The sequence below is a fragment of the Borreliella garinii genome (genome assembly GCF_001922545.1).
Lineage (GTDB): Bacteria > Spirochaetota > Spirochaetia > Borreliales > Borreliaceae > Borreliella > Borreliella garinii.
In genome coordinates this window covers 1-24,167 of sequence record NZ_CP018745.1, presented here as the reverse complement: position 1 = coordinate 24,167, position 24,167 = coordinate 1, and the positions used below count along the sequence as shown (strand labels likewise).

Annotated in this window: 27 protein-coding genes and 2 pseudogenes; 7 read left to right on the top strand and 22 right to left on the bottom strand. The window is 25.7% G+C overall.

Going from position 1 to position 24,167, the window contains the following annotated elements; genetic code table 11:
• Positions 1-34 precede the first annotated feature (34 nt).
• From BLA33_RS04405 to BLA33_RS04385, 4 genes are all read right to left on the bottom strand, one after another.
• Positions 35-502, bottom strand: coding sequence for a hypothetical protein (locus BLA33_RS04405; RefSeq protein ID WP_174565084.1), 468 nt, complete (start codon positions 500-502; stop codon positions 35-37).
• A 557-nt stretch (positions 503-1,059) separates the two neighbouring features.
• Positions 1,060-1,479: a hypothetical protein gene (locus tag BLA33_RS04395; protein ID WP_029346688.1), complete on the bottom strand. Its 420-nt coding sequence runs from the start codon at positions 1,477-1,479 to the stop codon at positions 1,060-1,062.
• 296 nt (positions 1,480-1,775) lie between these two features.
• A complete protein-coding gene (locus tag BLA33_RS04390; protein WP_029346687.1) occupies positions 1,776-3,128 on the bottom strand; it encodes a PBSX family phage terminase large subunit in 1,353 nt (450 codons plus the stop codon).
• A gap of 3 nt (positions 3,129-3,131) precedes the next feature.
• Positions 3,132-3,725 carry a hypothetical protein gene (locus BLA33_RS04385; RefSeq protein ID WP_075226600.1) on the bottom strand — a complete coding sequence of 198 codons (594 nt, stop codon included), beginning with the start codon at positions 3,723-3,725 and terminating at the stop codon, positions 3,132-3,134.
• Positions 3,726-3,858: 133 nt separating this feature from the next.
• Between BLA33_RS04385 and BLA33_RS04380 the strand changes: the two genes are divergently transcribed.
• The 3 genes from BLA33_RS04380 (at position 3,859) to dbpA (ending at position 5,780) form a co-directional block, all read left to right on the top strand.
• The gene (locus BLA33_RS04380; RefSeq protein ID WP_233436595.1) at positions 3,859-4,080 is read left to right on the top strand and encodes a hypothetical protein; all 222 of its coding nucleotides are present in this window, start codon (positions 3,859-3,861) and stop codon (positions 4,078-4,080) included.
• A gap of 468 nt (positions 4,081-4,548) precedes the next feature.
• Positions 4,549-5,103 (top strand): decorin-binding protein DbpB, encoded by a 555-nt coding sequence (gene dbpB / locus BLA33_RS04375; RefSeq protein WP_012622254.1) that lies wholly within the window; start codon positions 4,549-4,551, stop codon positions 5,101-5,103.
• Positions 5,104-5,225: 122 nt separating this feature from the next.
• Positions 5,226-5,780: a decorin-binding protein DbpA gene (gene dbpA, locus BLA33_RS04370; protein WP_029346686.1), complete on the top strand. Its 555-nt coding sequence runs from the start codon at positions 5,226-5,228 to the stop codon at positions 5,778-5,780.
• Positions 5,781-5,955: 175 nt separating this feature from the next.
• Here dbpA and BLA33_RS04365 read toward each other — a convergent pair whose 3' ends face one another.
• The 15 genes from BLA33_RS04365 to BLA33_RS04305 form a co-directional block, all read right to left on the bottom strand.
• On the bottom strand, positions 5,956-6,312 hold the full coding sequence (locus BLA33_RS04365; RefSeq protein WP_233436596.1) for a DUF261 family protein: 357 nt from the start codon (positions 6,310-6,312) through the stop codon (positions 5,956-5,958).
• Between the two features lie 782 nt (positions 6,313-7,094).
• Positions 7,095-7,640: a chromosome replication/partitioning protein gene (locus tag BLA33_RS04360; protein ID WP_075226598.1), complete on the bottom strand. Its 546-nt coding sequence runs from the start codon at positions 7,638-7,640 to the stop codon at positions 7,095-7,097.
• Positions 7,641-7,667: 27 nt separating this feature from the next.
• On the bottom strand, positions 7,668-8,420 hold the full coding sequence (locus BLA33_RS04355; protein ID WP_029346684.1) for a ParA family protein: 753 nt from the start codon (positions 8,418-8,420) through the stop codon (positions 7,668-7,670).
• The gene (locus tag BLA33_RS04350; RefSeq protein WP_012622887.1) at positions 8,396-8,980 is read right to left on the bottom strand and encodes a DUF226 domain-containing protein; all 585 of its coding nucleotides are present in this window, start codon (positions 8,978-8,980) and stop codon (positions 8,396-8,398) included. The genes BLA33_RS04355 and BLA33_RS04350 overlap by 25 nt, the downstream gene beginning before the upstream one ends.
• Before the next feature lie 45 nt (positions 8,981-9,025).
• Positions 9,026-10,225, bottom strand: a complete 1,200-nt coding sequence (locus BLA33_RS04345) for a plasmid maintenance protein (RefSeq protein WP_029346682.1) — start codon at positions 10,223-10,225, stop codon at positions 9,026-9,028.
• A gap of 557 nt (positions 10,226-10,782) precedes the next feature.
• Positions 10,783-11,604, bottom strand: a complete 822-nt coding sequence (gene ospA, locus BLA33_RS04340) for an outer surface lipoprotein OspA (RefSeq protein ID WP_029346681.1) — start codon at positions 11,602-11,604, stop codon at positions 10,783-10,785.
• A gap of 199 nt (positions 11,605-11,803) precedes the next feature.
• Positions 11,804-12,169, bottom strand: a complete 366-nt coding sequence (locus tag BLA33_RS04335) for a BBA14 family lipoprotein (RefSeq protein ID WP_029346680.1) — start codon at positions 12,167-12,169, stop codon at positions 11,804-11,806.
• On the bottom strand, positions 12,159-12,578 hold the full coding sequence (locus BLA33_RS04330; protein ID WP_012622281.1) for a BlyB family putative holin accessory protein: 420 nt from the start codon (positions 12,576-12,578) through the stop codon (positions 12,159-12,161). Before BLA33_RS04330 ends, BLA33_RS04335 begins: the two co-directional genes overlap by 11 nt.
• Positions 12,575-12,754: a BlyA family holin gene (locus BLA33_RS04325; RefSeq protein ID WP_012622842.1), complete on the bottom strand. Its 180-nt coding sequence runs from the start codon at positions 12,752-12,754 to the stop codon at positions 12,575-12,577. The genes BLA33_RS04330 and BLA33_RS04325 overlap by 4 nt, the downstream gene beginning before the upstream one ends.
• A 23-nt stretch (positions 12,755-12,777) precedes the next feature.
• On the bottom strand, positions 12,778-13,128 hold the full coding sequence (locus BLA33_RS05925) for a hypothetical protein (protein ID WP_233436597.1): 351 nt from the start codon (positions 13,126-13,128) through the stop codon (positions 12,778-12,780).
• Positions 13,129-13,179: 51 nt separating this feature from the next.
• Positions 13,180-13,812: a DUF685 domain-containing protein gene (locus tag BLA33_RS05920; RefSeq protein ID WP_233436598.1), complete on the bottom strand. Its 633-nt coding sequence runs from the start codon at positions 13,810-13,812 to the stop codon at positions 13,180-13,182.
• A gap of 82 nt (positions 13,813-13,894) precedes the next feature.
• Positions 13,895-14,500 (bottom strand): DUF735 family protein, encoded by a 606-nt coding sequence (locus BLA33_RS04315; RefSeq protein ID WP_029346679.1) that lies wholly within the window; start codon positions 14,498-14,500, stop codon positions 13,895-13,897.
• Between the two features lie 2 nt (positions 14,501-14,502).
• The gene (locus BLA33_RS06065) at positions 14,503-14,817 is read right to left on the bottom strand and encodes a DUF276 domain-containing protein (protein ID WP_233436600.1); all 315 of its coding nucleotides are present in this window, start codon (positions 14,815-14,817) and stop codon (positions 14,503-14,505) included.
• 4 nt (positions 14,818-14,821) lie between these two features.
• Positions 14,822-15,373, bottom strand: a complete 552-nt coding sequence (locus BLA33_RS06060; protein ID WP_233436599.1) for a DUF276 domain-containing protein — start codon at positions 15,371-15,373, stop codon at positions 14,822-14,824.
• Positions 15,370-15,705, bottom strand: a complete 336-nt coding sequence (locus BLA33_RS04305; RefSeq protein ID WP_075226596.1) for a contractile injection system sheath initiator — start codon at positions 15,703-15,705, stop codon at positions 15,370-15,372. Before BLA33_RS04305 ends, BLA33_RS06060 begins: the two co-directional genes overlap by 4 nt.
• Before the next feature lie 171 nt (positions 15,706-15,876).
• Here BLA33_RS04305 and BLA33_RS04300 point away from each other — a divergent pair, with 171 nt between their 5' ends.
• The 3 genes from BLA33_RS04300 (at position 15,877) to BLA33_RS04290 (ending at position 18,902) form a co-directional block, all read left to right on the top strand.
• Entirely contained in the window at positions 15,877-16,350 is a 474-nt protein-coding gene (locus BLA33_RS04300; RefSeq protein WP_029346678.1) for a BBA07 family lipoprotein, read from the top strand.
• A gap of 412 nt (positions 16,351-16,762) precedes the next feature.
• The gene (locus BLA33_RS04295; RefSeq protein ID WP_075226594.1) at positions 16,763-17,956 is read left to right on the top strand and encodes a hypothetical protein; all 1,194 of its coding nucleotides are present in this window, start codon (positions 16,763-16,765) and stop codon (positions 17,954-17,956) included.
• Positions 17,957-18,056: 100 nt separating this feature from the next.
• Positions 18,057-18,902 carry a S2/P23 family protein gene (locus BLA33_RS04290; protein ID WP_029346677.1) on the top strand — a complete coding sequence of 282 codons (846 nt, stop codon included), beginning with the start codon at positions 18,057-18,059 and terminating at the stop codon, positions 18,900-18,902.
• Positions 18,903-18,992: 90 nt separating this feature from the next.
• On the opposite strand, the gene BLA33_RS04285 is transcribed toward BLA33_RS04290, so the two are convergent.
• The 3 genes and pseudogenes from BLA33_RS04285 to BLA33_RS04275 form a co-directional block, all read right to left on the bottom strand.
• The gene (locus BLA33_RS04285; RefSeq protein ID WP_015939535.1) at positions 18,993-19,511 is read right to left on the bottom strand and encodes a hypothetical protein; all 519 of its coding nucleotides are present in this window, start codon (positions 19,509-19,511) and stop codon (positions 18,993-18,995) included.
• A 331-nt stretch (positions 19,512-19,842) separates the two neighbouring features.
• Positions 19,843-20,327 (bottom strand): annotated as a pseudogene (locus BLA33_RS04280) (P13 family porin).
• A 931-nt stretch (positions 20,328-21,258) separates the two neighbouring features.
• Positions 21,259-22,101 carry a virulence associated lipoprotein gene (locus tag BLA33_RS04275; protein ID WP_012622278.1) on the bottom strand — a complete coding sequence of 281 codons (843 nt, stop codon included), beginning with the start codon at positions 22,099-22,101 and terminating at the stop codon, positions 21,259-21,261.
• Between the two features lie 572 nt (positions 22,102-22,673).
• On the opposite strand from BLA33_RS04275, the pseudogene BLA33_RS05810 reads away from it, so the two are divergent.
• Positions 22,674-23,094: pseudogene (locus BLA33_RS05810) on the top strand (P52 family lipoprotein).
• Positions 23,095-24,167: the final 1,073 nt, after the last annotated feature.

The window sequence follows — 24,167 nt, the reverse complement described above, 5'->3', positions numbered from 1 at the left end:
TATAAAATGTGCATAAGAAATAATAAATTGAAATTTATTTTTGCATTAATGCTAAAGAGCTCTCTTTTAAAGAACTTAAATCCTTTAAAGCCTTATCAAAGTCAATGTTATTACTAAGAATAAAGTTAGATATTTCTCTTAATTTTTCATCTATATCTGAATATTTTTGATTTAAAAGTCGCAATTCTGGTTGTGGATCAAGAACAGCATGATTGCCTCCACTTAACATGTTAAGTTTACTTAAGCTGTTGCTACTTTTTTCCATTAATCCATGTTGTATTTTTAAAATTTCTAATATTTTATTTAAAAGATTAATTTTTTGTTCACTAGATTCGCTAAAAAAATTGCTAACCTTAATCTCACTATAATTAGAGATTCTAGAACTTATTTTATCAGTAAGGCTTTTAAATTTTCTTTGAATTTTTAAAATTGAACTTTCTCTTTCGGTAAAAGAAAGTTCAGTAAAATTTAAATCATATTTATTAAGAGTGCTTTTCTTCATAATTGAAAAATCATTTAAATAGCAAGGAACCACTACTATTCCCAATACATAAATATAAATATATCTCTTCGCGTATATTCTCCTAATTAAAATTAAATTTATTTTAAAATAACAAAATCTTTCAAATAGCTAAAAACACACATCTTTTACATAAAGCCGCCAATCAATTTAAACATATTACTTAATATTAAAAGTACTTTAAAATTTTTAATAAGTTTAATTCTCTCTATTTAATTTAGTTCTTCTTATTTCTACGGTACCGTTCTCTGGCTCTTAATTTAAGTTTTTCCCTGTTCTTCTGGTAATATTCTCTGTTATAATTAGAGGCTCTCTCTTTATTCTTAGATAATAAATCCTTATTGTGAGGCTTATTAAAAGAACTACAGCCCAAAAGCCATGTTAAAAAAAAAAGAAAAAAGGCCGTCCTCATATTTCCCTCTCCTTGAAATACATTTGAATAGATAAAAAGCCTGGTGGGTTTTTTTAAATTATAAAAATCATTAAATAATGCATTTTTACAATAAACCCGTTTGAATTTTCTTAAATTACATATTTCACTAGGCAGAAGGGTCAATAAACTTACCAAATTCCTCTGCTAATTTTTCAAAATCCTGTTGTGTGTAATTAAGCTTTTTTAGCTTAGATTCAAAATCACTTTTTAAAGCAGCTAAATTAGCACTTCTATTTACTGAGTCTGTGGGTTCTGATTCTTTATCGTTTATATATTTAAAGCCAATTGAAAATACTTTCAAAACAACATCTCTTTTAGAATCGTTAAATTGCTCAAAATATTTATCAACTCTAGCTATTTTTTCAGAGTCACCACCAAGGTGGCTTTTAATATTATTTACAATCTCTAACCTTTGTTCGTCTGTCAAACTTGATTCTTCTGCGCCTTTGGCTCCTGAAAGGACACTACAGTTAAACATAAAAATTAAAGCTGGAGATAAATAAATATAAAAAAATCTGCATCTCATAGCAACTCCTTTAAAATAAAAATTTATAGAAACTCAATTATAAATCATATTAATGATATTTCCCAAACAATTAAATTGAAAATTAATTTTTAAAAACTTTTAAAAGATTGAATCTTTGTCTTACATTTTTTATAAAAAATTGTATTTTTTAAAATAATATTTTAATTACTTTAATTTTATTTACCTGTGCCTTGGGTGAAGGCAAATCAAATTTTAAATAAAATTATCAAAGGAGGTAAAAAATAAAATAGTTATTAATCACAAATTTAAATCACTAACTAAAAATTTAGATCAAATTATAAATATTTAAACTTGCCGAAATGAAATAATTTTTCTTTATAATTTAACGTTAAAAGAAGATAAGCATTCGCAAGAGAATCAAGTGCATCATCTTTTGTTTTACCGTCTCCTTTGTAGCTGTAAATATCATTTACTACATTTTTACTTATTATTTTTAAAAATTCTATTTTGCGGCTGCTAAACAAAGGAATAAGCGAACATATTCTTTTAAATTTATTGCTCAAGGGTTTTATTGGCGCAACTTTAAAATAATTAATACTCTTATTTCTTAAGAAAAGAATTGTTTTAGTTAAAATTCCATCTCCCTTGATACTGTCTCTCTCCTCAATGTAAACAGTATTTACATTGAAATTTTCTATTAAAACCTGAATAGATCCAAGCATTAAGCTGTCACTTACTGGCTTTTGATCCTGATAAATATATGCATAAAACTTCTCAAAAGCACGCTCTAAAACACAAATAGCCGTATTGTCTCCGCCTACTGAGAATGCAGGATCAATGTACATTATTGGACTTTTAAATTCATAATCTTGATTGAAAATCATTTCATTAAATAATGTAGATTCATTTAAAATCCACTCCCCATAAAGCACACGAGCCTTATAGGCGGGTAAATGCTTATAAAGTTTTTTCTGAGTTTCAATGAAATCTGCTGAATTTAAAGGGTTATCATAAGTTGTAAAATTATATGTTTTAAAAACATCTTTATTTTCAATAAAGTCTGTTTTAAAAAAATGAGTCGGACTTTCGGGATTTGTATCAAAAATAATAATTGCTTTGCCCTTTCTAAGCCTTTTGATTACCTCAAGTAAAGTTTCTTTATGAATTACTGTTGCTTCGTTTACATAAATTATTGCACTATTGCCTCCTCGAATCTTAGAAAAAGAATCTCTGTTTTTACCCCCGTAAATATTAAGCTCAAGCCCCGCTATTTTACAAAAAGATTCGCCGCTTTTCTTTTTCTGATAATCAATTCCTAAAAAACCACAAATCTTTTCTATTTGCTTAATGGTATTTGTCATTAACAAACCAATAGAATTGCCTATAATAAAATTATTGGTATCTTTTTCATAAAAAGATTTGTTTTCAATTAGCTTTTTAATAAGCAGATATGAGGCTAAAAACGTCTTGCCACTTGCAATTCCACCACTAAATATTACTTTTGAATAATCGTGGCTTTCTATGTCAAAAAGCACCTCTTTTTGCTTGGCGGTTAAATATTTGTTTTCAAAATCTTTAAAACAAATATTTGTTGTTTTTGGCTTAATATAATCTAAAATATTAATATTAAACTTATTTTTAAATTTTTTCTGAAGACTGAGAAAGGTCGAAGATTTTAAAAATTTCAAATTTTACTCCAATTTTAAATTCTTACTGCTTAAAATAGATTTAAGCTTAACAAGAGTATTGTAATCCTCTCTTATACAAATATTAATAAGCTCTTTTTCAAGAGTTTCTCTCTTTTTAATCTTAGCAGCAAGCTCTTTTTCAAGGTTTTTGTCTGTTTTAAGGTCTTTTTTTTTATTGCTCTCAATCTCGCTTTGAAGCTTGCTAATTTTTAAATCTAAGCTTAATGCATCTTTTTTTATTGATTTTAAACTAAGATTTTTATATCTATTATGAGAATCAATAAAAGAGCAAAACATTTTGTAAAATAATTTTTCAGTATCATTTTTAGCATTTTCCAACTCACAAGCCTTTTTTGTAGCAAGCAGTACTAAATTGTTAAAATCATCCTCATTAAAAGATGCTCTAGAAACACTCTCTACTGCTAAATCGCCAGAAAAAGAGTTCTTTTTGCAAACAGAATCATTAGATTTAAAATATTTGTTTCGAGCTTTTACTACAAAAGATTCGCCAACGCCTAAAATTTGAGCAATGTCTAAATCTTTTAAACCTTTTTTAAATAAAAAAATATATTCTTCTTTTCTATTTTTAAATATCATTATTTTATTTTAATTAAGTTTTTTTAAAAACTCAAGAAAAATTAAATCTTTTTTATTAGTAATAATTAAATTAAAGAGATATATTTTTTATATATAATAAAATCAATAAAAATAAATGGTAAAGAAGAAAGGAATGTTTAAAAAAGATATTGTATTGCCCGCACCAATTTTATCTTGCAATATGGATAGCAGAAAATTTATCCAAAAGCAAGAAACAAAAATCAGGAAAATCGTTGTTACCAAACACAATAAAGCATTAAAACACCTAATAGAAGCTGCTGATAACAACACATCTAATGAAAGTTTACTAGACATAATAATTAAAGAAAAAAATAGAATAGTCTCTAAAGCTTAAAAAACAGGATAATTCTTTAAAGGCTTAAAAGCTACTATTATGCCCTCCAGTCCCGCTATCCCTTCTCCCTAAATCAAAATAGTCAAAACAGTCAAAAGAGAAGCCAGTAAATTGCGGGAGCGTGGCTTCTCTTTTATTTTTAAGACCTAAATTCTTTTAGATCTTTTATTTAATTTACAAAATAACCAATTTACATTATTTGGGCAAACTGGCATTGAATCTTAAAATTAAGGATAGCTTACAAAAGCCAGATTGTAACTTCAAATAATATTATTACTATATTTGTATAAAACAAATTTATGCCCCCCAATAAAAATAAAATTTAAAATAATAAGCTTTAAAAGCTAATTCAAATCTAAAATTCATATTAACCTTATTAACTAATTTGTTTTATTTGATTTCCAATAAAATGGGCTAAATTTAGGTTTATTATTAAATATTCCTAATATGGAGGTGCAAAATAAAAAAATGAAAAAATTTAATTTAATAATTGTAGCTTTGTTTGTTGCTCTGCTGGCAGCCTGTAATTTTGGATTAACAGGAGAAGTAAAAGCAATGCTTGAATCGTCTTCTGATAATGTAAAAAACAAAATTTTACAAATAAAAGAAGAAGCCGCTAAAAAGGGTGTAAATTTTAAAGCTTTTACAGGCACCGCAACTGGTTCTAAAGTGACAAATGGGGGATCAGCCCTAAGAGAAGCAAAAGTACAAGCCATTAATGAAGTAGAAAAGTTCCTTAAGATAATAGAAAAAGAAGCTTTAATACTTAAAAAAAATGGAAATAGTAGTCAATTCTTGGCTATGTTTGATTTCATGCTTGAAGTTACAGGATCATTAGATGAGATTGGAATAAAAGGAATAAAAAGTTCCATTTCAGAGGAAGCTAAATCTAACCCTGTAAACACAGCTGAAAGATTGGTTGAGGTTAAGGCGAAAATAGAAAATAAACTAGAAGGTGTCAAGAAAAGACAAAAACTTGACGACGAGGAGAAAAAAATAAGTAAAAGCAAAAAAAAGAAATAAATATAAAAATATTGTAATTAGAATTGGCTAAAAATAAAATTTTAGCTCGTCCTAATATTTGCAATTTAATGTTTATTAAGCGCTTTTATTTAAATTTAAATTCAAAAAAAAGAGGATATTATATGACTAAATATATTAAAAATTTACTTAAACTAAGTTTAATTGTTAGCCTGTTAGTAGCATGTGGCTTAACAGGAGAAACTAAAATCAGATTAGAATCATCAGCTCAAGAAATTAAAGATGAAATAAATAAAATTAAAGCTAATGCTAAAAAAGAAGGCGTAAATTTCGAGGCTTTTACAAATACAAAAACAGGCAGTAGGGTATCAGAAAAGCCTGAATTCATACTTAAAGCAAAAATACAAGCTATTCAAGTGGCAGAAAAATTTGTAAAAGCAATAAAAGAGGAAGCAGAAAAACTTAAAAATAGTGGAAGTAGTGGTGCATTCTCAGCAATGTATGACTTAATGCTTGATGTCTCAAAACCACTAGAAGAGATTGGAATACAAAAAATGACAGGAACAGTTACACAGGAAGCTGAAAAAACTCCTGCAACTACAGCTGAGGGGATACTTGCTATTGCACAAGCAATGGAAGAGAAATTGAAAAATGTTAATAAAAAACAACACGAGGCCCTCAAAAACCTCCAGGGAAAAGCCAACGCTACTACTACATAAACATTATTTTTATATCTAAAAAACAATGGGCCAAACAACTCAAAACTTTTAAGTTGTTTGGCCCTATTAATTTAAGGTAATTTGGCAAACATTAATAATATTAAATATAATAATTAAATATTCTTTTTGATATTATTTCGAATTTCTTTCCTTTAGACCTTAAATCAAGACTATCTTAAAGTACATTGTTTTTATTCATTGCAATAAAATGAGTAAAGGCTTGATCTTTCAACTTAATCTCTGTGATTTCAAACTCTTTGTCCTCTACGGGCAAATAAAGTGGACTTTCATACCTAACATTAGAAAATATTTTATAAAAATCAAGAATTTTGCATGGATTTAAAATATAACAATCATTTCTAATGTAGCCTAACTGCAAAAACCGCTGATAATTTAAATTAATGTCTTTTGCCTTAAAATCAAAACCCGTTAAAATAAATATCCAATAGTGAAGAGATAAAAAATAACATCCAGACTTTTGAATATTTTTAAAAAGCTCTTCATTACTTTGTAATATTTTTTCAATAAACATTTTTTAATTCCCCTAAAATTTTAAATTGTAAAAATGTTTATGATTTAAAATAAAACTTCTTAAAATCTATTAATCAAGTTGCCAAAAATGCAGATTTTAGAATTTTGCTTTTACTCGCATTTGAATAAAAGGTTTAAAACAAATTGTGATTACACTCACAATTTGTTTTTCATATATTTTAAAATAAACAATTTTTAAATATAATTTTTAAATAATTAAACATGCCTGCTCCATTTTTATTTATAAGGAACACACATTTGAGATCTCTTATTAAGACATGCATTAAAATTTTTAAAATATTGGATTCTCAATATTTTATTTTTTTAAGTTTTAATGGTCTTGGTAGCAAGAATAAATCTCAATTTAGAATCTCAAAGCCTAATAAGAAAATATTTGGTTTAAGTACAATCTTTAATATTATTAAGCTTAAGCCATCTAAACCCATTATTTTTAATGGCAAAAGCTTTAATTAAAAACTTGCAGTATTCTTTCCTTTTAATCTTATTAGGCCTTTTCATCTTAACCCCTAATATAAGTTTTTTACTAATATTATAGTATAAAAAAAAATATGTTTTGTAAATACTTTTCTAAATTTTTCTAAAATTACTATTTAAAAATAAAGAATTTGAACAAAAAATTAAAGGGTTTATTGGAATTTCTTTTAGAAGAATCCCCAATAAACCCTTTAAGGTAACAGGTCCTTATATTAAGAGCGACACATTGCGTGTCAGTCTGTACCTATAAAGTATACACTAACTTTTCAAGTTTTGCAAATAAATATTTCATTTTCGTTTATTTCTTGAAGTTTCAAATTCTTCAATTATTTTCAATAAAAAATCTTTTTCCTCAAAAAAAATTTTTTCCAAAAGAAAGCTCGTAAGCTTGGCATTTTTTTTATAAAAAGAATAAGATTCTTCCTTTTTGAGCTGAAATCTCAGTGGTTTTATTGGGTTTTGGTTGGATTTTCTTAAACTGGGACTTTCTTTTGTTTTAAGCAAACAAATTGTTTCATTGATCCCGTTTTTAACCACATACTTTTCTTCAATTATCCCTTCTTCTATTGCTGTTGCAATTTTAAGATACTTATATGTTTGAGTTCTGGCAAGTCTATAATCTTTTGCAAAATCATCAAAGGTAAAATAGTTATCAAGCTTATAATATTCCTTATCTTTAATTTCTTTTAAAACCTTCATTGCTTCTAGTTTACAATAAATTTCTTTTTGAAAATTGATGTTTAATTTTTCTTTAAGCTTATTATAATGAATAAGTGCTTGTTCTTCTTCTCTAATGCTTTCAGATAAATTTCTTTTATTTATCTCTATGTCCATGTGATCCTCCTTTACAATTGAGTACACTTAGTGTACGTAGCCCGATTTACTTAAAAACACATTAAGCGTGTTTTGGTACTCTATTATGTAATCCTTCGTCAAATCAAATCTGTCGTTTTTTGCTATTCTTTTATTTAAATCTTCTCTCTCAGATATTGTCCCCAAAAAATTATTATTTTTCTCTAAAACTTTTAAAAGCTCTTTATGTGTGTTGTTTTTCTTAAATTTAGTATTAATTAAGTACATTGGTAATGTTAATAATAATTTATTCATAAAAAAAGTAAACAAATCTAAGCTTTCAACAGCCCATTTCTCCGCTGTTATTGGTATTATTATATAATTACTGCATACAAGAGCATTTGTTAAAGTAAAATCTAAGCTTGGATTTGTATCAAGTATTATATAATCATAATGATTGCTAATTAGCTTTAGCTGTTCTTTTAATTTAAATTCTTTATAAGGAATGGATTCTGAATTAAATTTGTGTAATGTTAAATAACTTGGAATTAAATCTAAATTTTTGTCAATATTTATTAGTGCATTATCTATGTGCAAATTTGATATTAACACTTCATATATATTTCTGTTTATTAAATCTATATTGTTATCTTTGATTTTATTAAAAAAATAGCTTGTTGTTGAAGCTTGCGTGTCAATATCTATTAAAAGAACTTTATATTTGATTGAAAGCAGTGTTGCGAAAATTAAACTTGTAGTGCTTTTGCCAACACCCCCTTTTATGCTTGCAATTGTTATTACTTTTGTCTCTTTTTTATCCATTCAGGAATTATTCCCCCCTTCGACAATTCTTTGTTATAAAAAGTGTAGAGTTCAGTTTCTAGTTCTAAAATAATATTTAAAAGCGTATTGTAATATGGGCTATTAACCCTATCCTTTTTAAGTAAAATATGAAGACCATTTAAATAACAAAAAACAGAGCCTTTTTTAAACTTAAATTCAATATATTCACATTTTCTAAGAGTATAAGTTTCTTTTTTGTTAAAATTTTTCACAATAAATGCTTTATCAAGCTTTCTTATTCCATAGTAAATCCCTATAAATTCATCATCTTCTCTTAGAGAGAATAAATGAAACATACTTATGTCTTCTATGTTAAAAATTCCCCTTAAAGAAATAAAAAATTTAGTAGGTTCATTTTTACTGATTCCAAATGTATAAAAGTCATTAAAGATTTTAGTATGGTATATTTTTCTACCTTTAACCTCCTCAATCTTAGAAAAGACATCAGCCTTTTTTTCTTTTTTGAATTTTGGTTTATTTTCTATGTTTAATTTTAATTCTTTTTGTTTTTGCTTTAATCGTTCAAGTAAAGCCGTCATTTTTTTCCTTTTTCCTTAATAGCAAAGCTAAACTATACATTTTTTTTAGCTCACTATTTTAATCAAATTATTATAGTAGGAATTGTCAAACACCTTACTATATTTAAGATCAGGCTCATTCTCAATGAATTTTTTTAAAGTAGGAATTATTTTATTTTCATCTACTTTATGCCTCAACTGTTCTAATAATATACTAAAAATGTTGTTTTTTATACTTTTAAGCTTAGTCATTTTGTCTTGAATTTTAGGAATTTCTGTTTTTGCCTTTTTAACCAACTTATCTAAATCTGGATATTTTTTGTATTCTATTATGAAATGTGGTTTTATTTTGTAAATTTCATATATTTTTTTAAAAAACTTTTCAAGATCTTCTTTTTTATACTGCTCATTTTCTAATTCTTTTATTTTTTCTTTAAGTATGTTTTTTAAAATTTCTTTTTTGTTTTTATATTTTTTATTTGTTTCTTTTATTTTATTTATTAGCCTTTTGTATCCATTGTTTTTGAAAAATTTACATAGGTATCCTGGATTGTTTATATTTTCTTTTATTGCATCTGATAAGTGTCTTTCTATTTCTTTAGGATCTGTTTCTTTAAGGTCGTTTTCAATGTGTTTTAAGTTTCTTAAATGATAGATTTTAATCTTATTGGTCGTTTTTAAATCCATTATTAGAGATGGAATTTTTGTTTTGAAATTACACTTACTTAAATATTTATTGAGTATTTTGTTATTTGTTGTTTTTTTAGAATTTTTGTGTATATTTCTATATTCTTTATATTTATATATATTATTATTAGGATTATTAATACACTCCCATTTAACACTACTATTTATTTGATTAAGTTTTTTTATTCTTTTTATAAATTCATTAATTTTATTAGTTGTTTTTTCCTTGAAGTGTGTGTTAATTATTGAATAGCATCTTTCTTTTTCATATTTAAGTTTATAATAAGTTTCACTTCCGGAATTTTTCCCCAAATGTTTGCAGTAATTTAGCGTGACTTTAAATTTTTTATCTAGTATGTATAAATAGTTTTGTAGTGTTTTTAGTTTTATAGGTTTTTGTTGATTTCTTTCAAGGTTTTTATTTAGAAAATAAAGTATGTTTTTTTGTGTATATTTTTTTAAGTTTAAGTTTATAAAGTTTAGAGTAGAGATTAATACAATTAAGTTGTGTTGGAAGTTCTTTGTAGTTTTTTTGACCTTTTTTGTGGTGTTTGGTGATTTTTGTTTTGATGTTTTCAATTTTATACTCCTAATATAAGTAGTTTCCTTAAGTCTAAATTAATTAATAGTACAGTTTCGTAAAAAAGTAAAGTATTTTTATATAAAAAAAATAAAAAAAGTATATTTAATACATATTTGTTAAATATACTTTATAAAAGTAAGTTTTTATAATAAAATATAATAAATAATAAACTTATATTAAGAGTAAATTATTTTTACGTTTTAATTTTTATTTAAAATAGTGAGCTTATTAGCGATGGGTTTAATTTATTAAGAATTTAGATTATTTTATTTATTTATCCTTCATTCAAGAGTTAGGCTTGAGTAAAGGAATTATCCCCATTAGTTTTCTTAAATTTTATTCATGCAGTTAGTTTATTAGAGCTTTTTATTTTGATTTTAAAGATTTAAATGGTCTGATTTGTGTATTGTTATGTTTTTTCTTTTAAAAGAGAAAAAGTCTCCTAAGAGACTTTTTCTAGAAGTAACAAATTGAAAAATATAAATTCAATTTTTAGGTTATAATAAACAACACCCCGCATTGGCTAATGCTTTGCAGGATGTTTATTTACATATTATTTTAAAGCGGCTTGAAGTTTTGCAAGATCTTTAATTTCATCTGGGCTGCCTTCAAGCGCATTGCCTGCTGAGTTGTAGTTTTGTACTGTTATTGTGTTTTCTTTTGTGAATACAAGTTGTTTAGTTTTCTTGCTGTTTTTAATAATTGTTAAAGTAGAAGTATCTGAATCCCATGTCCCGGATTTTTTATCAGCGCTAGAGTCAGTGTCCTTAAGATCAACTGTTATTTCTCCAGATTTTGAAATGTTTTTGCTTAAAGTAACAGTTTTTTCTGTAACTGTTAATTTTGTTTCGCCGTCAGCAGTTAGAGTTCCTTCAAGAGTAAGGCCTGCTAAAACTTCTTTAGCTTTTCCGGATCCATCGTTTTGTATGTCTGTGTATTCAAGTCTGGTTCCGTCTTTTCTTGTTACTACTTTTTCACTTAATTTACCTTTATCATTAAATTTTTCTTCTGTTGATGACTTGTCTTTAGAATTTACTTTTCTTGACACTAATGTTTTGCCATCTTCTTTGAAAATTTCAAATGTGGTTTGATTTAAATCTTGAGAAATTGTTAATTTTGCTTTACTTTTGTCAGCTTTTTCACCTTCAAGTACCCCAGAACCATTGCTTTTATCAGAAGTTCCTTTTAGCTCAAGTTTGTCTACTGTTGCCATTAGACTGTATTTACCATCTTTGTCTTTTTCTTTACTTACAAGAACTTTCATTCCACCAGGTAAATCTACTGAAACGCTGTTTTTTTCATCAAGGCTGCTAACATTTTGCTTACATGCTATTAATGCTAATATTAGACCTATTCCCAATAAATATTTTTTCATAATATATTCTCCTTTTTATATTATATTAATATAACTTAATACAAATATAATTATAGTATAAGATCAATAAATAACAAATAGAAAATTAAAAAAAAATAAAATGATAATAATTCTAAATTAGATATAGAACAAATATAAACTTTTATTAAAAAAAAGTCCCAATTTTGGGACTTTTGGGAAAAAGAAAAATTAAACGACTTTAAGGTATATTTTTTGAATATTTTTTGTAAATCTGCATTGCAATTGGTTTTATTTTGTCAATGTGATTTTTTAAATTAGCAATATTTGTTTTGATTGATTTTAAAGTTTGATCTTTCTCCAATTTACTAGTGTCAAAAAGTTTAAACTCAGGATAATTTTTGTTATTTACTTTTTGTTTAGTTTTTACAAGAAATGTTTGTAAATACATAATATAGCTTGAAAGATGCGCTTCATATAAGCTTAAGGCCTTTAATGTTGACTCTTTTGGAGATGGTGGCTCTTCCGGGAGGCTTGCTATTGTAGAGCATGAAAAGATTATAAGCGAGTTTAATAAAAACAAAAAAGCAAAATTTTTAATTTTCAATTTTATCTCCTTTTAAGTTTTGGGTTTTGCTATTAGCGCTATTTTGTGATTCTTTTGAGAATTCTTTTATTTGTTCTTGGAGCGCTTTGGTTTTAATTGTCATTAGCTCGTTTCTTTCTTCTCGCAAATGTTCAATAATACCTGCATCTCTCTCGTCATTAATGCTTGATATAAGTTGAGTAATTTTATTATTAACATTTTCAATGTCATTTAATATTTTTATTGATTCTTCCTTCTCAAGGGTGCTTATTGTGTCCTTGTAGATGCTCATTATTAGATTGTAAAGATTAAGCCCTAAGTATATTCCCTTTTCTACCTTGACTTCTGTTGGAGAATCGCTACTTTTTAGAAAGTCATATAAATTATTTAAAGCTTCAACGCCAGAGTTGATATTTATTTTGCTGTTCATTTTGTTTCCTTTTTATTTGTATTTTTAAAGAACTTTTTAATAAGAAAGTTTAAATTTTCTCTAAACTGTGGCTTTATTGCTAAAATCATTGGCATTATTGTTAGCACAATAAATCCTCCTAATATAATTAGTTTTGCATTGTCAATTGTTGACAAAAAAATAAGTATTGTATCCATAAATATCTCCTTTTAATTTATTTTTATACTTTGTTTAGTATTGGCATTAATTCACCTCCGCTTAGTTTGCCTGACCCAACGTAGTACCAACCATTGTAAATTGGTGTTCTAAGTGTAGGCATGTTTTGTGAAGAAAATGATGCTATTAGCATTTTGGCAGAGCTTTTTTCAAATTTAAGGTAAAATCTTTTATTGTGATCTTCTGTGGAGCTTGAATACCTAATTTCTGCGTCAATTTGTAAATAAATGTATTTGTCTTTGTGTGATTCGTTTATTACAATTGATGTGCTGCTTTTATTTTTAAGTACAATAATTGTAGCTTTAGTTTCATATTGGAATTCTAATATTGCATTGTCATCAATTATTGTGTGCATTCCTCCAAAACTATGTGGTTTTCCTTGCCACCAAATAGGAATATCTACAATTTATGGGATTCCGTCTTGATAACAACTTACAAGTTGTTCATTTTTTACATCAAAGGTGTGTTTAGGTATTAATTTAAAAGAGTTTTTGAATTGATCTTTAAAATCGTTTATTTTTAAATAATTTATTAGGTCACTTTTTAGTTGATTTATTTCAGATTTTTCTGCAAGAATTTCTTTTAAACTTTCAACAAGGATTTCAAATTGAATAAGTTCAAGATCTTTTGTGGTTGCGTTGTAAATTGAAATTTTATTTGAAGGCAATTTTGTGTTTGTGTGTTTTAAGCTTGAAATAAACCTAGATTTTATTTTTCCAAAAACAGTATCAAAATCTATGTCTTCAAGTGGTGAGCTTAGTTCTAAAAGTTTAGAGATTACTTTAATGTAAATGTTTTTTATATATTCTTTGTTTTCTAAAAGTTCTTTACTAATTACATCTTTTATTGCTTTTTTGAAGCAGTGAAATTCACTGTTGTAAAATGTATCGTTTTGTATTTGCTCTAGGAGATGTTTATATGTGATTGCACAAGTGTCTTCTACTATATCATCAATAGGAATAAGATCACTTTGATTAACTTTTGTTTTTCTGTTTAAATCTTTTATTTGTATACTCTCTTGTGGTTCGTTGGTATTCATAAATTTTCCTTTTAAATTTCTTTTAGTTTTAAATTCTTATTTAAACTTTTTTAGATATTAGATTCTTTATTTGATCTGATATCTAAAAATTTTTTATTCTTGTACTTTTTATTTCTATTTGTTCTTTATCTATAATTTTCACCATCCTTCCTGTAGGAATTAGTATTTTAATAAACTCATATACTGAATTTTTATAATCTTTGGGCATATAGTTAGAAACCAAAGCTTTTTTAAATCCCTTGTGTTTTACAGTTATTTTTTTTAGCTTATTTTGATTTTTTGCTGCAATATTAAATTCAATCGGAGATTTAATGTTTCCAAGCAATTTTATTATTATCTCGCCTGGAGCGTCTTCTTTTGAGCTTACTTCTACATTTGTGTGTAAAAAGGCTTTAAAGAGCACAATAAAGCTCTCGTCAGTGCCAATAGATTTAATTGCAAAAATAATAGCATCTAAAGAGTTAACAAGATTTTTATCTAGCTCTTTTTTAAAGTGAAATGCGTTGAATATTGAAAGCATTAGTAATGCAATATATTTAGAGTTAATACTGTCTTTAACATTGATTGTTCTGAAGTTCTTAAGAAGGTCTTTTAGTTCTCTTAATATCTCTTTTTTGTAATCAAGCTCATTGTAAATGAACTTTTCAATTTGTGTATTTTCTAAAAATTTTGGTATCTCTTTATTCATTTTTATTCTCTGTTAATAAGAAGTCTTTTTTTTGTATCAAAAATAATAATTTCATTCTCTTTAGTGTTTTCGTCTTTGTTGAATGTAAAGTCACTCTCACTAAGTTCTGTAATTTTTTTTGTGTCATCACTTTTAATGCAAGTTCCAATTCTAAGCTCTTTTATTCCTCTGATAATGCTAACTGGCGCAAGAAAGTCTTGATATCTAAGAGATGTTCCCATTTCGATGTATTTTTCGGTTAATATTTTATTGTAAATATCTCTAATTTGAGTATCTATTTCTTTGTAGATTGCGTCTTTTGCTTCTGTTTTGTAGATTGCTTTAAGGTATGCATATTTTTTCTTGCCTAAGCTGAATTTGTATGTTTTTTTGATTGTGTTTGTTTAAAAACTCAATCTCAATATTGCCCTTAAAAACAGTTCCGCTTGGCGCTGTATAGTATATTGCTTGCCAAATATTTTGCTTAGTCTCAATTTTAATTTGATTTTTTTCTTTATCTATAAAACAATCGTCTTTTAATATTAAGTAAAGACTAATTGTTCCTGGCCCACTTAAAATATTTATGTGCTTAACCCCGTCAACACTTAGAAGAGCTTTTCTTATTGCTTCGTAGGTTGAGCTTTTCGGGGTGCTTAAGTCTTCTTTTAGTGCATTAAAATAGCTTCCATTTTCTTTTATTTTAGAAAAAAGCTCTTTTAAAACCTCTGATATTTCTTTGTTAATGCTTGAGCTTGGAAAGTTTATTATGTCGTAAATTGAATTGTCTTTAATGTTTATGCCATATTTTGTTTTCAAAATATGTTTTTTTTCATTTTGAATTTCTTCTATTGTTTTTTCTAATATTCCTAAGTTTTTGTCAAAAATTATACTCATATTTTAAAATCCATTTTTAAAGTGTCTTTTCCTAAAAAGAAAAATTTTATTGTTATTGTTTTATTTTTAATGCTTGGTTTTGCATTAATAAGATCTATTTTAAGCTCTTTTGAAAGGTTTAAGAAAAAATTTTTAATAGATTCTAGTTTATTGGCTTTACAAAGCTTAAAGTAAAAGTTGTAATCAAATCCATAATTTGGAGCTTCTTTTAAGCTTCCTTTAGGTGTCTTAAGATAAAAAAATAAACGCTGTTTTTGTTCTTTAATGTTTTCTATTAATTTAAGATCGTCGTTAAATACTATATTAAATTTTTCGTCAATTTTAATTTCCATTTTTAAATACCAAAGTTATTTTAACATATTTTATTCGAGATTACTATAAAGTTTTATAAAATGTTTATTATTTTAAATCTTGAGATATATTATAATTTATATTCTTTTTAAAAAAAGGTTTATTTAATTTTTAGATTTAAATATTTGTGTAATCACAGTGTGGGAGACGGTATGAATAAAGTTTTATTATTTATTATTGTATTATTCTTTTCTTGTAAAGAATTTAATTATTCTGATCTTAGGAGAAGGTCTTCAAAGGCTTTAAATTCTTCTAATAGCGCAGCAAATGGAGAGTTTGAAATGTCTTTTGTAGACTCTTTAAGTGATGACCAAAAAGAAGCTTTGTTTTTTCTTGAACAGGCAGTTCTTGATAGCAATCCTGATAAGTTTAATCAAATTTTTAATTTAAATGCAAACAAAATAAAAGAAATGCTTGATACTGTTGTTAAGTGTTTGCAAGCCAAAAGAAAGGCTAAAGTAGCTCTTGAGCGCTCAAATGATGCAAATGTTGCCAATGCTAAGCAGCAGTTGTTACAGGTTGAAAAAACTTACATAGACAATTTGCGACAATCTTTTATTACTACTAAAAACATTGAAGATGCTTGTAATCTTGTGAAAAACTATGATGCATCTGCTTCTTTTTAACTTTTTATGTTAATTGATTCTTTGATTAACTCTCTAATTTAGAGAGTTAATCTTAATCTTTATATTTATTTTTGTCTATTGTGTTTTTAATGTATCTGGATTTGAAAATTAAAATTTTTATGATTTGGTTAATATTAATGTTTTTGGTTTACTTGTAATATTTTACAACACATTTAAATAATGTGAATTATTAATACCAATTTGTTTAAAAGGGTATTATTGAAATAATTTAAGCTTAATGCTTTATTAGCATTATTTTAATTCGTTTTTTTATTTTAAAAATTATTTTTTTAAAATAATTGCAAGCCTAATTCCTTTTGTAGTAAGAATTAAAATAGTGTATACATTTAGTGTATGTAAAGTGAGCTATATTTTTATTTAAATCTATAATTAAATAGAGGTAATTTAATTTATGAATAAAATAGGAATTGCATTTGGTATTAGCTTTCTGTTTTTTATTAATTGTAATAGGAAATCTTTAGAAGAAGATTTAAAAACTACCACTTCCCACAATAAACGAAATTTAATCGGCAATGAAAAAAAATCTTTGGAGTCTAAAAAGAATAAGTTGGGAGATTCTAAAAAGGATGTGCAAACTTTAAAAAATCCTAAAAATTTAATGTCAATAAACCCAGATCAGACCAGCAATGATTTGGATAATTTAGATAATTCTGGATCTTTACAAAAAACTTCCTCAAAGCACAATATTAGTAAGCCAAAACACAGCAAAGCTTTGCTGAAAAATGCTAAGGATGAGATTTGGACTCCCCATTTAAACTCAGAAGAGGATAAAAATTTTGAGTTTTTCAAGAAATCTTTGCAAAATGATGAGAATAGATATGCTCTTGGTGGATGGCTTTTAAACAATGATGAAGTCTTAGTAAAGTATAGGTACAGCGAAAAAGATGTTAATCAGTTTTTGATTGATATCGGGAAAAAACGATGGGGAGAGCTGTCTTCTAAAATAAGCATTTTAGTGCGATTGATTGAAAATTATTCCGATAAAAGTGACAGAGAAGATGAACTTTCTCTTTTAGATATGAATTTGTGTCAACAATTTTATTTAACCAAGATTAATGCCAATGGTTCAAATGCAGACATTTTTGCCGCTCTTGAAAAAACAATCGATCAACAAATTAGCAGTGTTAGCAAAGAGCTTCTTGAATTAAAAAATTTTTCACTTACTACAAAGTCAGAGCTTGATTGGCATTTAAATTGGAAGCGCAATTTAACAAACGAAGAAGACGAAACACTGCAATTTTGCAGGGTTTTGGCAGATGGAGAATTAGATTTTGAAAATCTGGATGATTTGTTTAAAAGACTTGGAAAGGAATATTCTAGGTTGATATTGAGAAAGCTAGAAGAAGTCATATTAAATTATGATGTTAATGGTTTTTTAAAGGAAATGGAAAAATCACGCAAATCTTTCAAACAAGCATTAGGCTCTATTAGGAATAAAAACAGAAAGGGGTTGATTCTTAAGGTTAGAAATACTCTTTTGGAAATTTTTAAACTTTATTACAAAAATATTGGCAAGAATAAAAAACTTTATGATTATATAAATCGTGTTTTAAATAGCTTGATAAAAGAGATTAGTAGACGTTAAGTTTTTGATTTTGCTTTTTTTGTTAATTGATCTACACTTGCTTCTAATAACATAATTTAAAATTTTTAAATTATATGAAAAAATTTTAAGGGGGAGCGTTTTGAAAATAGTCATTATATCCGTTTTGACTTTAATTTTTAGTTGTTCTTTAGATAATAATTCAAAAATAGGGCAAGAGGGTGGCGGACTTATTAGAGGAAATAAGTCAGATAGGTTAAGTCAAGGAAAAAGGGCTTTAAATTCAATGAATTTTAGTCAACTCCCAGATGGTTCTGTTTTAGTATCTGATTATCAAAATCATAAGACTTTAAAAGCGCTTGAGAATAAAAATAAAATTATTGATTACAACCAAATAGAGTTTTTAGAAGGAACAAAATCAATCTCTGTGTATTTATGGCCTGTTGATATTCGTTGGATGAAAATTAAAGCCAGAGATTTGTTTAATGAGCGCGGAAATTCTATTGAAGAGCTTAAGGGAATTAAGTATTCTTATCTTGTTTCTCCTATTGCTGGAAACCACATTTCTTATGCCATGCCTTTAATAATTTTTGAGACTACTTGTGAAGGTGATCCAATTTATTCTGTTTCTGGATTTAAATTAATAAGCAAAGGAAGCAATATAAACTTTAATGAAAATAAAGGAGGATTTCTAATAGGGCTTCCAATGTCTGAAAAATCAGTTGAACCTGGGCTTGTAACCGCATATCCTTTTGGTTCTAGCAATGCTAAAAAAGTAGTTGAGGCCTTTACCTCTCTTTATAGTAATGGAGTTTGGAGCGATATGATTGCTGAGATTACCATTAAGTTTAAAAAACCTCCACAAGCTGAAAAAGTTTACAGAATCTCACTTGATTCTAAGCTTTTTAATGTTGCTATGAAAAAAATAGTCGAAAAATATCCTCAAATTAAAAGCGCAAGTCTTGCATTTAATTCGTTGATTAACTAAAAAGTTGTTTTAAAAGCTAGCGGATTTTAACCACTAGCTTTTAAAAATTAGTTTGTAAAATTAATTGCAAATTTTAGACTTGGTGTGGTATTATGCAGCGTCTTTAAGGTTATTAAATGTGGTTTTGGAATCTGTTTTATTAAACATTCCATCAAATCCACCAGCAAGTGTGTTTTTATAAGTATTTAACTCTTCAGAATTTTTTTCTTTTTTGTCTTTATTTTCTTTAATTTTTGCAAGCATTTCTTTTATTTCATCTTCTTTTAGGTCCGATAAAAATTTGTGTACAGTCTCTTCTATTTTATTCTCATCTCCACCAGTATTTTTAAAATTTACACCAATATTTGAGTCTGCTAGCTTTTCTTTTAATGAGTTTATTAAAAATGTTAGCGTTTCTTTTTCAGCATTGTTTAAGCTTAATCCGCTTATTAATTTTTCTAAAGGTGTTGTTTTGCTAAATTCAACTCTATCGTCATTAACTAAATTTGATTTAGATTGTAATTTTTGAGATTCTTCATCTAAATCGTTATTTAGCTCTGCATTATCATTTTTGTTTGTACAATTAAGCATAAATGCTAATATGGTAAATATAATAATCTTTTGTTTCAAAATAGTCTCCTTAAAAAGTAGTTTTAATTATTAAATTAATAATAATTAGTAATTATATCATTTTAATATGATGTTTAGAACATTTTAATTAATAATTGTTATTATTAATTATTAAAAATCTTCTACCAATTTGGTATTTATAATAATTTATTAATTAAGTTTAATATTGTATGAGCTTTTAATATTGTAAAAGTTTTTTAGTATTTTAAAGTATTTTAAAAATACTCTGAATTTAATTGATAAGCCTAGCAAGAGAGCATCAGTTAATACCATCTTCCTAGGCAAATTAATTTTAAATATTAGATCTTAAAAATTATTGTTTTACATTTATTTAATAACTTTTTTTAAATGATAGTTGGAATCCGCTTATTCCAAGATCAATATTCGGTTCAAGCCCTGCAAGCTCTTCGCTGAGTCTTTTTTTAAGATCTTCATTGTACCAATTTGCAAATGTAAATGGAATAATAAGTGAGGTTATATAGGATGTTACAAGCATGCTTGCTCCTACTCCTATTAGTAGGGATCCAGTTAATTTTGTTTCATTAATGTTAAGAATAATTCCGGTTCCCAAAAGGATTGCTCCTAATAAATTAAATCCAAGTACTGAGCCGCCACCAATATAATTTCCTTGTAAAAAGGATCCTATTCCAAAAGGTAAAAATAAATTTAAAAGAAAAGGTCCTATTGGATTTTTTTGTCTTTATCATATTTATTGAAACTTTCAATGCCTTTTTCAATTCTATCTTGTTTGTCTTTTGTGGCAAAGATTTGAATTGTTAAACCAAAAATTAATATTAATGTAAAAAATTTTTTCATATTGGTTATTATCTCCTAATAATAAGTTTTGATAAGTAAAATATTAGTGCAATTTATACTAAATTAGTATCAGCCTATTGTAAGCAGAAAAAAAGTTATAAGTTGCAAAACTTAATTTTTTAAGTTGTTTACTTACAATTTAAAAAGCTTTTATTTTGAAGCTCTAATGTTAATGTTCTTTCTATAATGTTTCTTATCATTAATTAAAAAAAAGAGGATTTTTTTAAAAAAAAGATTCGTAAGTAAATTATATTTACTTTTTAGTTTTAATTGCAAGTTGTACTTTTATGCAAAAGTAAAATAAATGTTTTAAAAAGTTCAATTTGAGATTGAAAAGTAAATTAAGGATTTAAATTACAAAGAAGATTCTTCAATGCTTTGAATAGATATAGATAATTAAATTCAATTCTTAGTACAGTCTTGAAGGTTGAAATTGTAACACATTAAGTCAAAACTCTTTCATGAGAATAGTACTATCTACTAGTTATACATGCTCTTTTCTTTTTTAATTTTTTGGTTAAAGCAAAAAAGATTAAAGCTCTCTAGTTAATTAATGAATCTGAAAAGCTTGTTAGATATAATGAAATTAAGGGGTTGGACTATGTGTTACGTTCATTTCTTTATAATTAACCCTTTAATTTGTTGTATAATTTAATTTTTGTTTGTAACCGCCAATTATTAAAAATAAAATTATCAAAGTGTACTTAATTTTTACATTAATTGCCTTTATATGCTTTTTCCTTAAAGTATATACCATTAATAATATTAATCTATTTCTAATCACTATTATTAAATTAAAGATTATAGAAAAAGTAGTTTACTTCTTTGGAATTAAAGTTTATGTAAATCATAAGTTAAAAGTTCTTTGTAATCTTTAGTCAAAAATTAAGCCTATCTTTATTAAAGATAGGCTTTTACAGTATTACTAATTTTAATATGACTTAAAATTTTCTATTGAAAATATGTCATTTTTTAGCTTTATTGCTTCTGCATTTTGCTCTTCAATTTGATTAGAAATTGTAGCTAAATAAAAATCAAGTTTTGAGGTATCTGTTTTTATAAAATTTTTATTAGATTCATAATCTAATAAAAATTGGGTTAGAATTGTTGAGATCATTGTTTTTATAGATAAGAATTTTTCAATAGAATTTTTAAGATTTTCTAAATCCGAAATTTCTAGTTTTTCTAGATTATCTTTTTTGTTGGGATTTAATAAGAAAACAAATGTGTCTTCAATAGTAGCTCCAAACGAGTTAAAGGAGTTAAATAGACCTTGTTGTTGTTTTGACAACATTGTAATTTTTGAAAATTTCTTAAATTCATTAGTATCAAAATCATTTAAGACAGAATAAGTTCGTTGTCTATATATTTTAGCTTTCTCAATATTATCAGCTGCTTTATCTTGTGTGCCTTCCCAAAACAATTCTTTGAAAGCCAATATTCCATATTGGTTTAAAGGCTCTTCTTCTAATCTTTTTACATATTTTTTTCTGTCTTTATTAACTTTTTCTATTAAATTTCTTAAATTATCAAGTAGTGTGTTTTTTGTTATTTTATTTTGGTCTGCTTCTTGATTTTGATTTGCTTCTTGATTTTGGTCTACTTCTGTTTTAGGTTTTAATCCTTTTTGATTGGATTTTAATCTTTTTTGATTGGATTTTACTCTCTTTCTACTAGATTGATGCTTCACATCTTTTTGATTGGTGTTAAAATCTGGATTGCAAGCGGTTAAAAATAGAAAAACAAACATGCTTACAATTATATTATATTTCACAAATACTCTCCTTACTTTGATATAAAAATTAATATAATGCAATAGTAATATATTACAATAATTAATATAATTTAATATTAAATTTAATTCAATATTAATATAATTCAATATAGATTATTGGAATAATCGTAATAATGTTTTCATTATCAGAAGTTTTATTAATGTTTTGATTAATTTTTAAGGCTTTAATAGATGATAATAAGGATCAAATCAATATTATGTTTAAAAACATCAATAAGAAAGAATTAATAATGAAGGATATCAATGTTTATATTTTTTATACAATAAAATTTGATTTTATTAAAATCATTATTATTTAATTTTTATGCGTGTGTTTATAAATTCCTTTTATAAGGATATTATTTAAATATTTAATTCCCATAAATCAATATAATGATCTAGTATTTAGCAATTCTTGAGAAAAGATAAAATTGGTATGCATTTGTGTATATGTTTATTTGTTCTAGAGAAATCTATTTTAGCAGAGCTTTGAAAGTTTGGTAAAAATAGTATTTGGATAAACTTTTATATTTACATGTTATTTTGGTAGTGTGGTAGGTAGGAGTATATATATAAGGATTTTGGTTGGTGTTTGCATAATAACATTAGCTTTATTAGGTTGTGATTTGTCTGATAAACCGGAACAAGCTGTTCAAACCTTTTTAAAGAATTCACAAAGTAGTGACATGAGTTCTGATGAGATTGTTACTAAAGGGATTTTAAAATTATATGTGGTTGAGCATCGTTTGCTAGTTGATATAAAAAAGACACTATATTCCCTACAAGGTTTTAAAAGTAGTGTCCCCCCATTGACTTAATGAAGAGTATTTTAATAAATTCTTTTTAGACTTAGGTTCTGAGCGATCTAAAGAACCGATTAATTTGTTTGGTAGGATAAAAAATGATCGGAATGATAGATTTAAACATGAAGTTCATTGGCTTTATTTATGTATTAATGCTAAAAATGAAAATTATCTTACAATCAATAGATGACAATCATCTTAAAGTATGCTCTATTGCTTCCTTTACTTTAAAATATTGTTCCATCAATAGTAGCCTTAGAGGTAGCATCATTCGTATACCCGCTTCATTATAATATAAAAATTTAACATCTGGAAAATATGAATTACTAATGTTCTTTATTCCACGGAAAACAATTGATAAATAAGGATTATAATTTGATAAAACCAACGACATTATGTGTATGCTTTCTTTTAATTGTATTGTACTAACCTTGTATTTAATTATTAATAAACATGTGGATACAAAATGGAAAGCATAATCATAATAGCAATTATTTTTTGTAAAAAATATTTTTAAAAAGAGTGTTTTAACGCTGATGTAAAAGAAAATGTTTTCAATTTTTTATTGCTTTAATGAAAGGGAATAGGTGTGCCTTGTTGATAAAAAGACAAGATTTAATAAGCAAGCTAATCTTTAGATTGTGGTTTTTATCTTTTTTAAAAAAAGGAATTAGAAATAATTAAACAATTAAATTGACATTATATTATTTTAATAATCATTATTTAATTCATGGAGAATGGGGAGGAAAGTGATTAAATCTGATTTTGAAAAATATATTCAATAAGTTAATTCTCATAACAAGAATAACAAAGGTAATAATAATGAATAAGTAAAAGATATTATAAGGTTAGTTAAATTAATTTAAAGCGCATTAAAAAAGATTGATTTTAAAGCATTGATTAATGTGGGTTATGATTTTTCATGCTCGACTAAGACCAATCTAATAGGAAATAGGAAGTAGACTAAAAATGATAAATTTATTGGATAAGTTATTAAAAATATTGGTAGCTGATAACAATAATAATGATCAGACAATTATAATAATCTTAAATTGGCAGTGGACAAATTTAATAATTAAAACCCATCAATAAAATTTAAGTATTAGGAATAATAAGTTTGAAGTTGAACAATGTATAAAAACTATTATGAATAATTTAGGTGCATATTTTAATCTTTTGTGTAATGAACTTAAAAATAATAATAAAAGGCACATATACTAAAAAAATATAAATACATTTATATTTTTTTAGTATATGTGCCTT

Coding starts and splice junctions, on each gene's coding strand:
- BLA33_RS04405 (WP_174565084.1), bottom strand. CDS start 502: ATGAAGAAAAGCACTCTTAATAAATATGATTTAAATTTTACTGAACTT.
- BLA33_RS04395 (WP_029346688.1), bottom strand. CDS start 1,479: ATGAGATGCAGATTTTTTTATATTTATTTATCTCCAGCTTTAATTTTT.
- BLA33_RS04385 (WP_075226600.1), bottom strand. CDS start 3,725: ATGATATTTAAAAATAGAAAAGAAGAATATATTTTTTTATTTAAAAAA.
- BLA33_RS04380 (WP_233436595.1), top strand. CDS start 3,859: ATGTTTAAAAAAGATATTGTATTGCCCGCACCAATTTTATCTTGCAAT.
- dbpB (WP_012622254.1), top strand. CDS start 4,549: ATGAAAAAATTTAATTTAATAATTGTAGCTTTGTTTGTTGCTCTGCTG.
- dbpA (WP_029346686.1), top strand. CDS start 5,226: ATGACTAAATATATTAAAAATTTACTTAAACTAAGTTTAATTGTTAGC.
- BLA33_RS04365 (WP_233436596.1), bottom strand. CDS start 6,312: ATGTTTATTGAAAAAATATTACAAAGTAATGAAGAGCTTTTTAAAAAT.
- BLA33_RS04360 (WP_075226598.1), bottom strand. CDS start 7,640: ATGGACATAGAGATAAATAAAAGAAATTTATCTGAAAGCATTAGAGAA.
- BLA33_RS04355 (WP_029346684.1), bottom strand. CDS start 8,420: ATGGATAAAAAAGAGACAAAAGTAATAACAATTGCAAGCATAAAAGGG.
- BLA33_RS04350 (WP_012622887.1), bottom strand. CDS start 8,980: ATGACGGCTTTACTTGAACGATTAAAGCAAAAACAAAAAGAATTAAAA.
- ospA (WP_029346681.1), bottom strand. CDS start 11,604: ATGAAAAAATATTTATTGGGAATAGGTCTAATATTAGCATTAATAGCA.
- BLA33_RS04330 (WP_012622281.1), bottom strand. CDS start 12,578: ATGAACAGCAAAATAAATATCAACTCTGGCGTTGAAGCTTTAAATAAT.
- BLA33_RS04325 (WP_012622842.1), bottom strand. CDS start 12,754: ATGGATACAATACTTATTTTTTTGTCAACAATTGACAATGCAAAACTA.
- BLA33_RS05925 (WP_233436597.1), bottom strand. CDS start 13,128: ATGCACACAATAATTGATGACAATGCAATATTAGAATTCCAATATGAA.
- BLA33_RS05920 (WP_233436598.1), bottom strand. CDS start 13,812: ATGAATACCAACGAACCACAAGAGAGTATACAAATAAAAGATTTAAAC.
- BLA33_RS04315 (WP_029346679.1), bottom strand. CDS start 14,500: ATGAATAAAGAGATACCAAAATTTTTAGAAAATACACAAATTGAAAAG.
- BLA33_RS06060 (WP_233436599.1), bottom strand. CDS start 15,373: ATGAGTATAATTTTTGACAAAAACTTAGGAATATTAGAAAAAACAATA.
- BLA33_RS04305 (WP_075226596.1), bottom strand. CDS start 15,705: ATGGAAATTAAAATTGACGAAAAATTTAATATAGTATTTAACGACGAT.
- BLA33_RS04300 (WP_029346678.1), top strand. CDS start 15,877: ATGAATAAAGTTTTATTATTTATTATTGTATTATTCTTTTCTTGTAAA.
- BLA33_RS04295 (WP_075226594.1), top strand. CDS start 16,763: ATGAATAAAATAGGAATTGCATTTGGTATTAGCTTTCTGTTTTTTATT.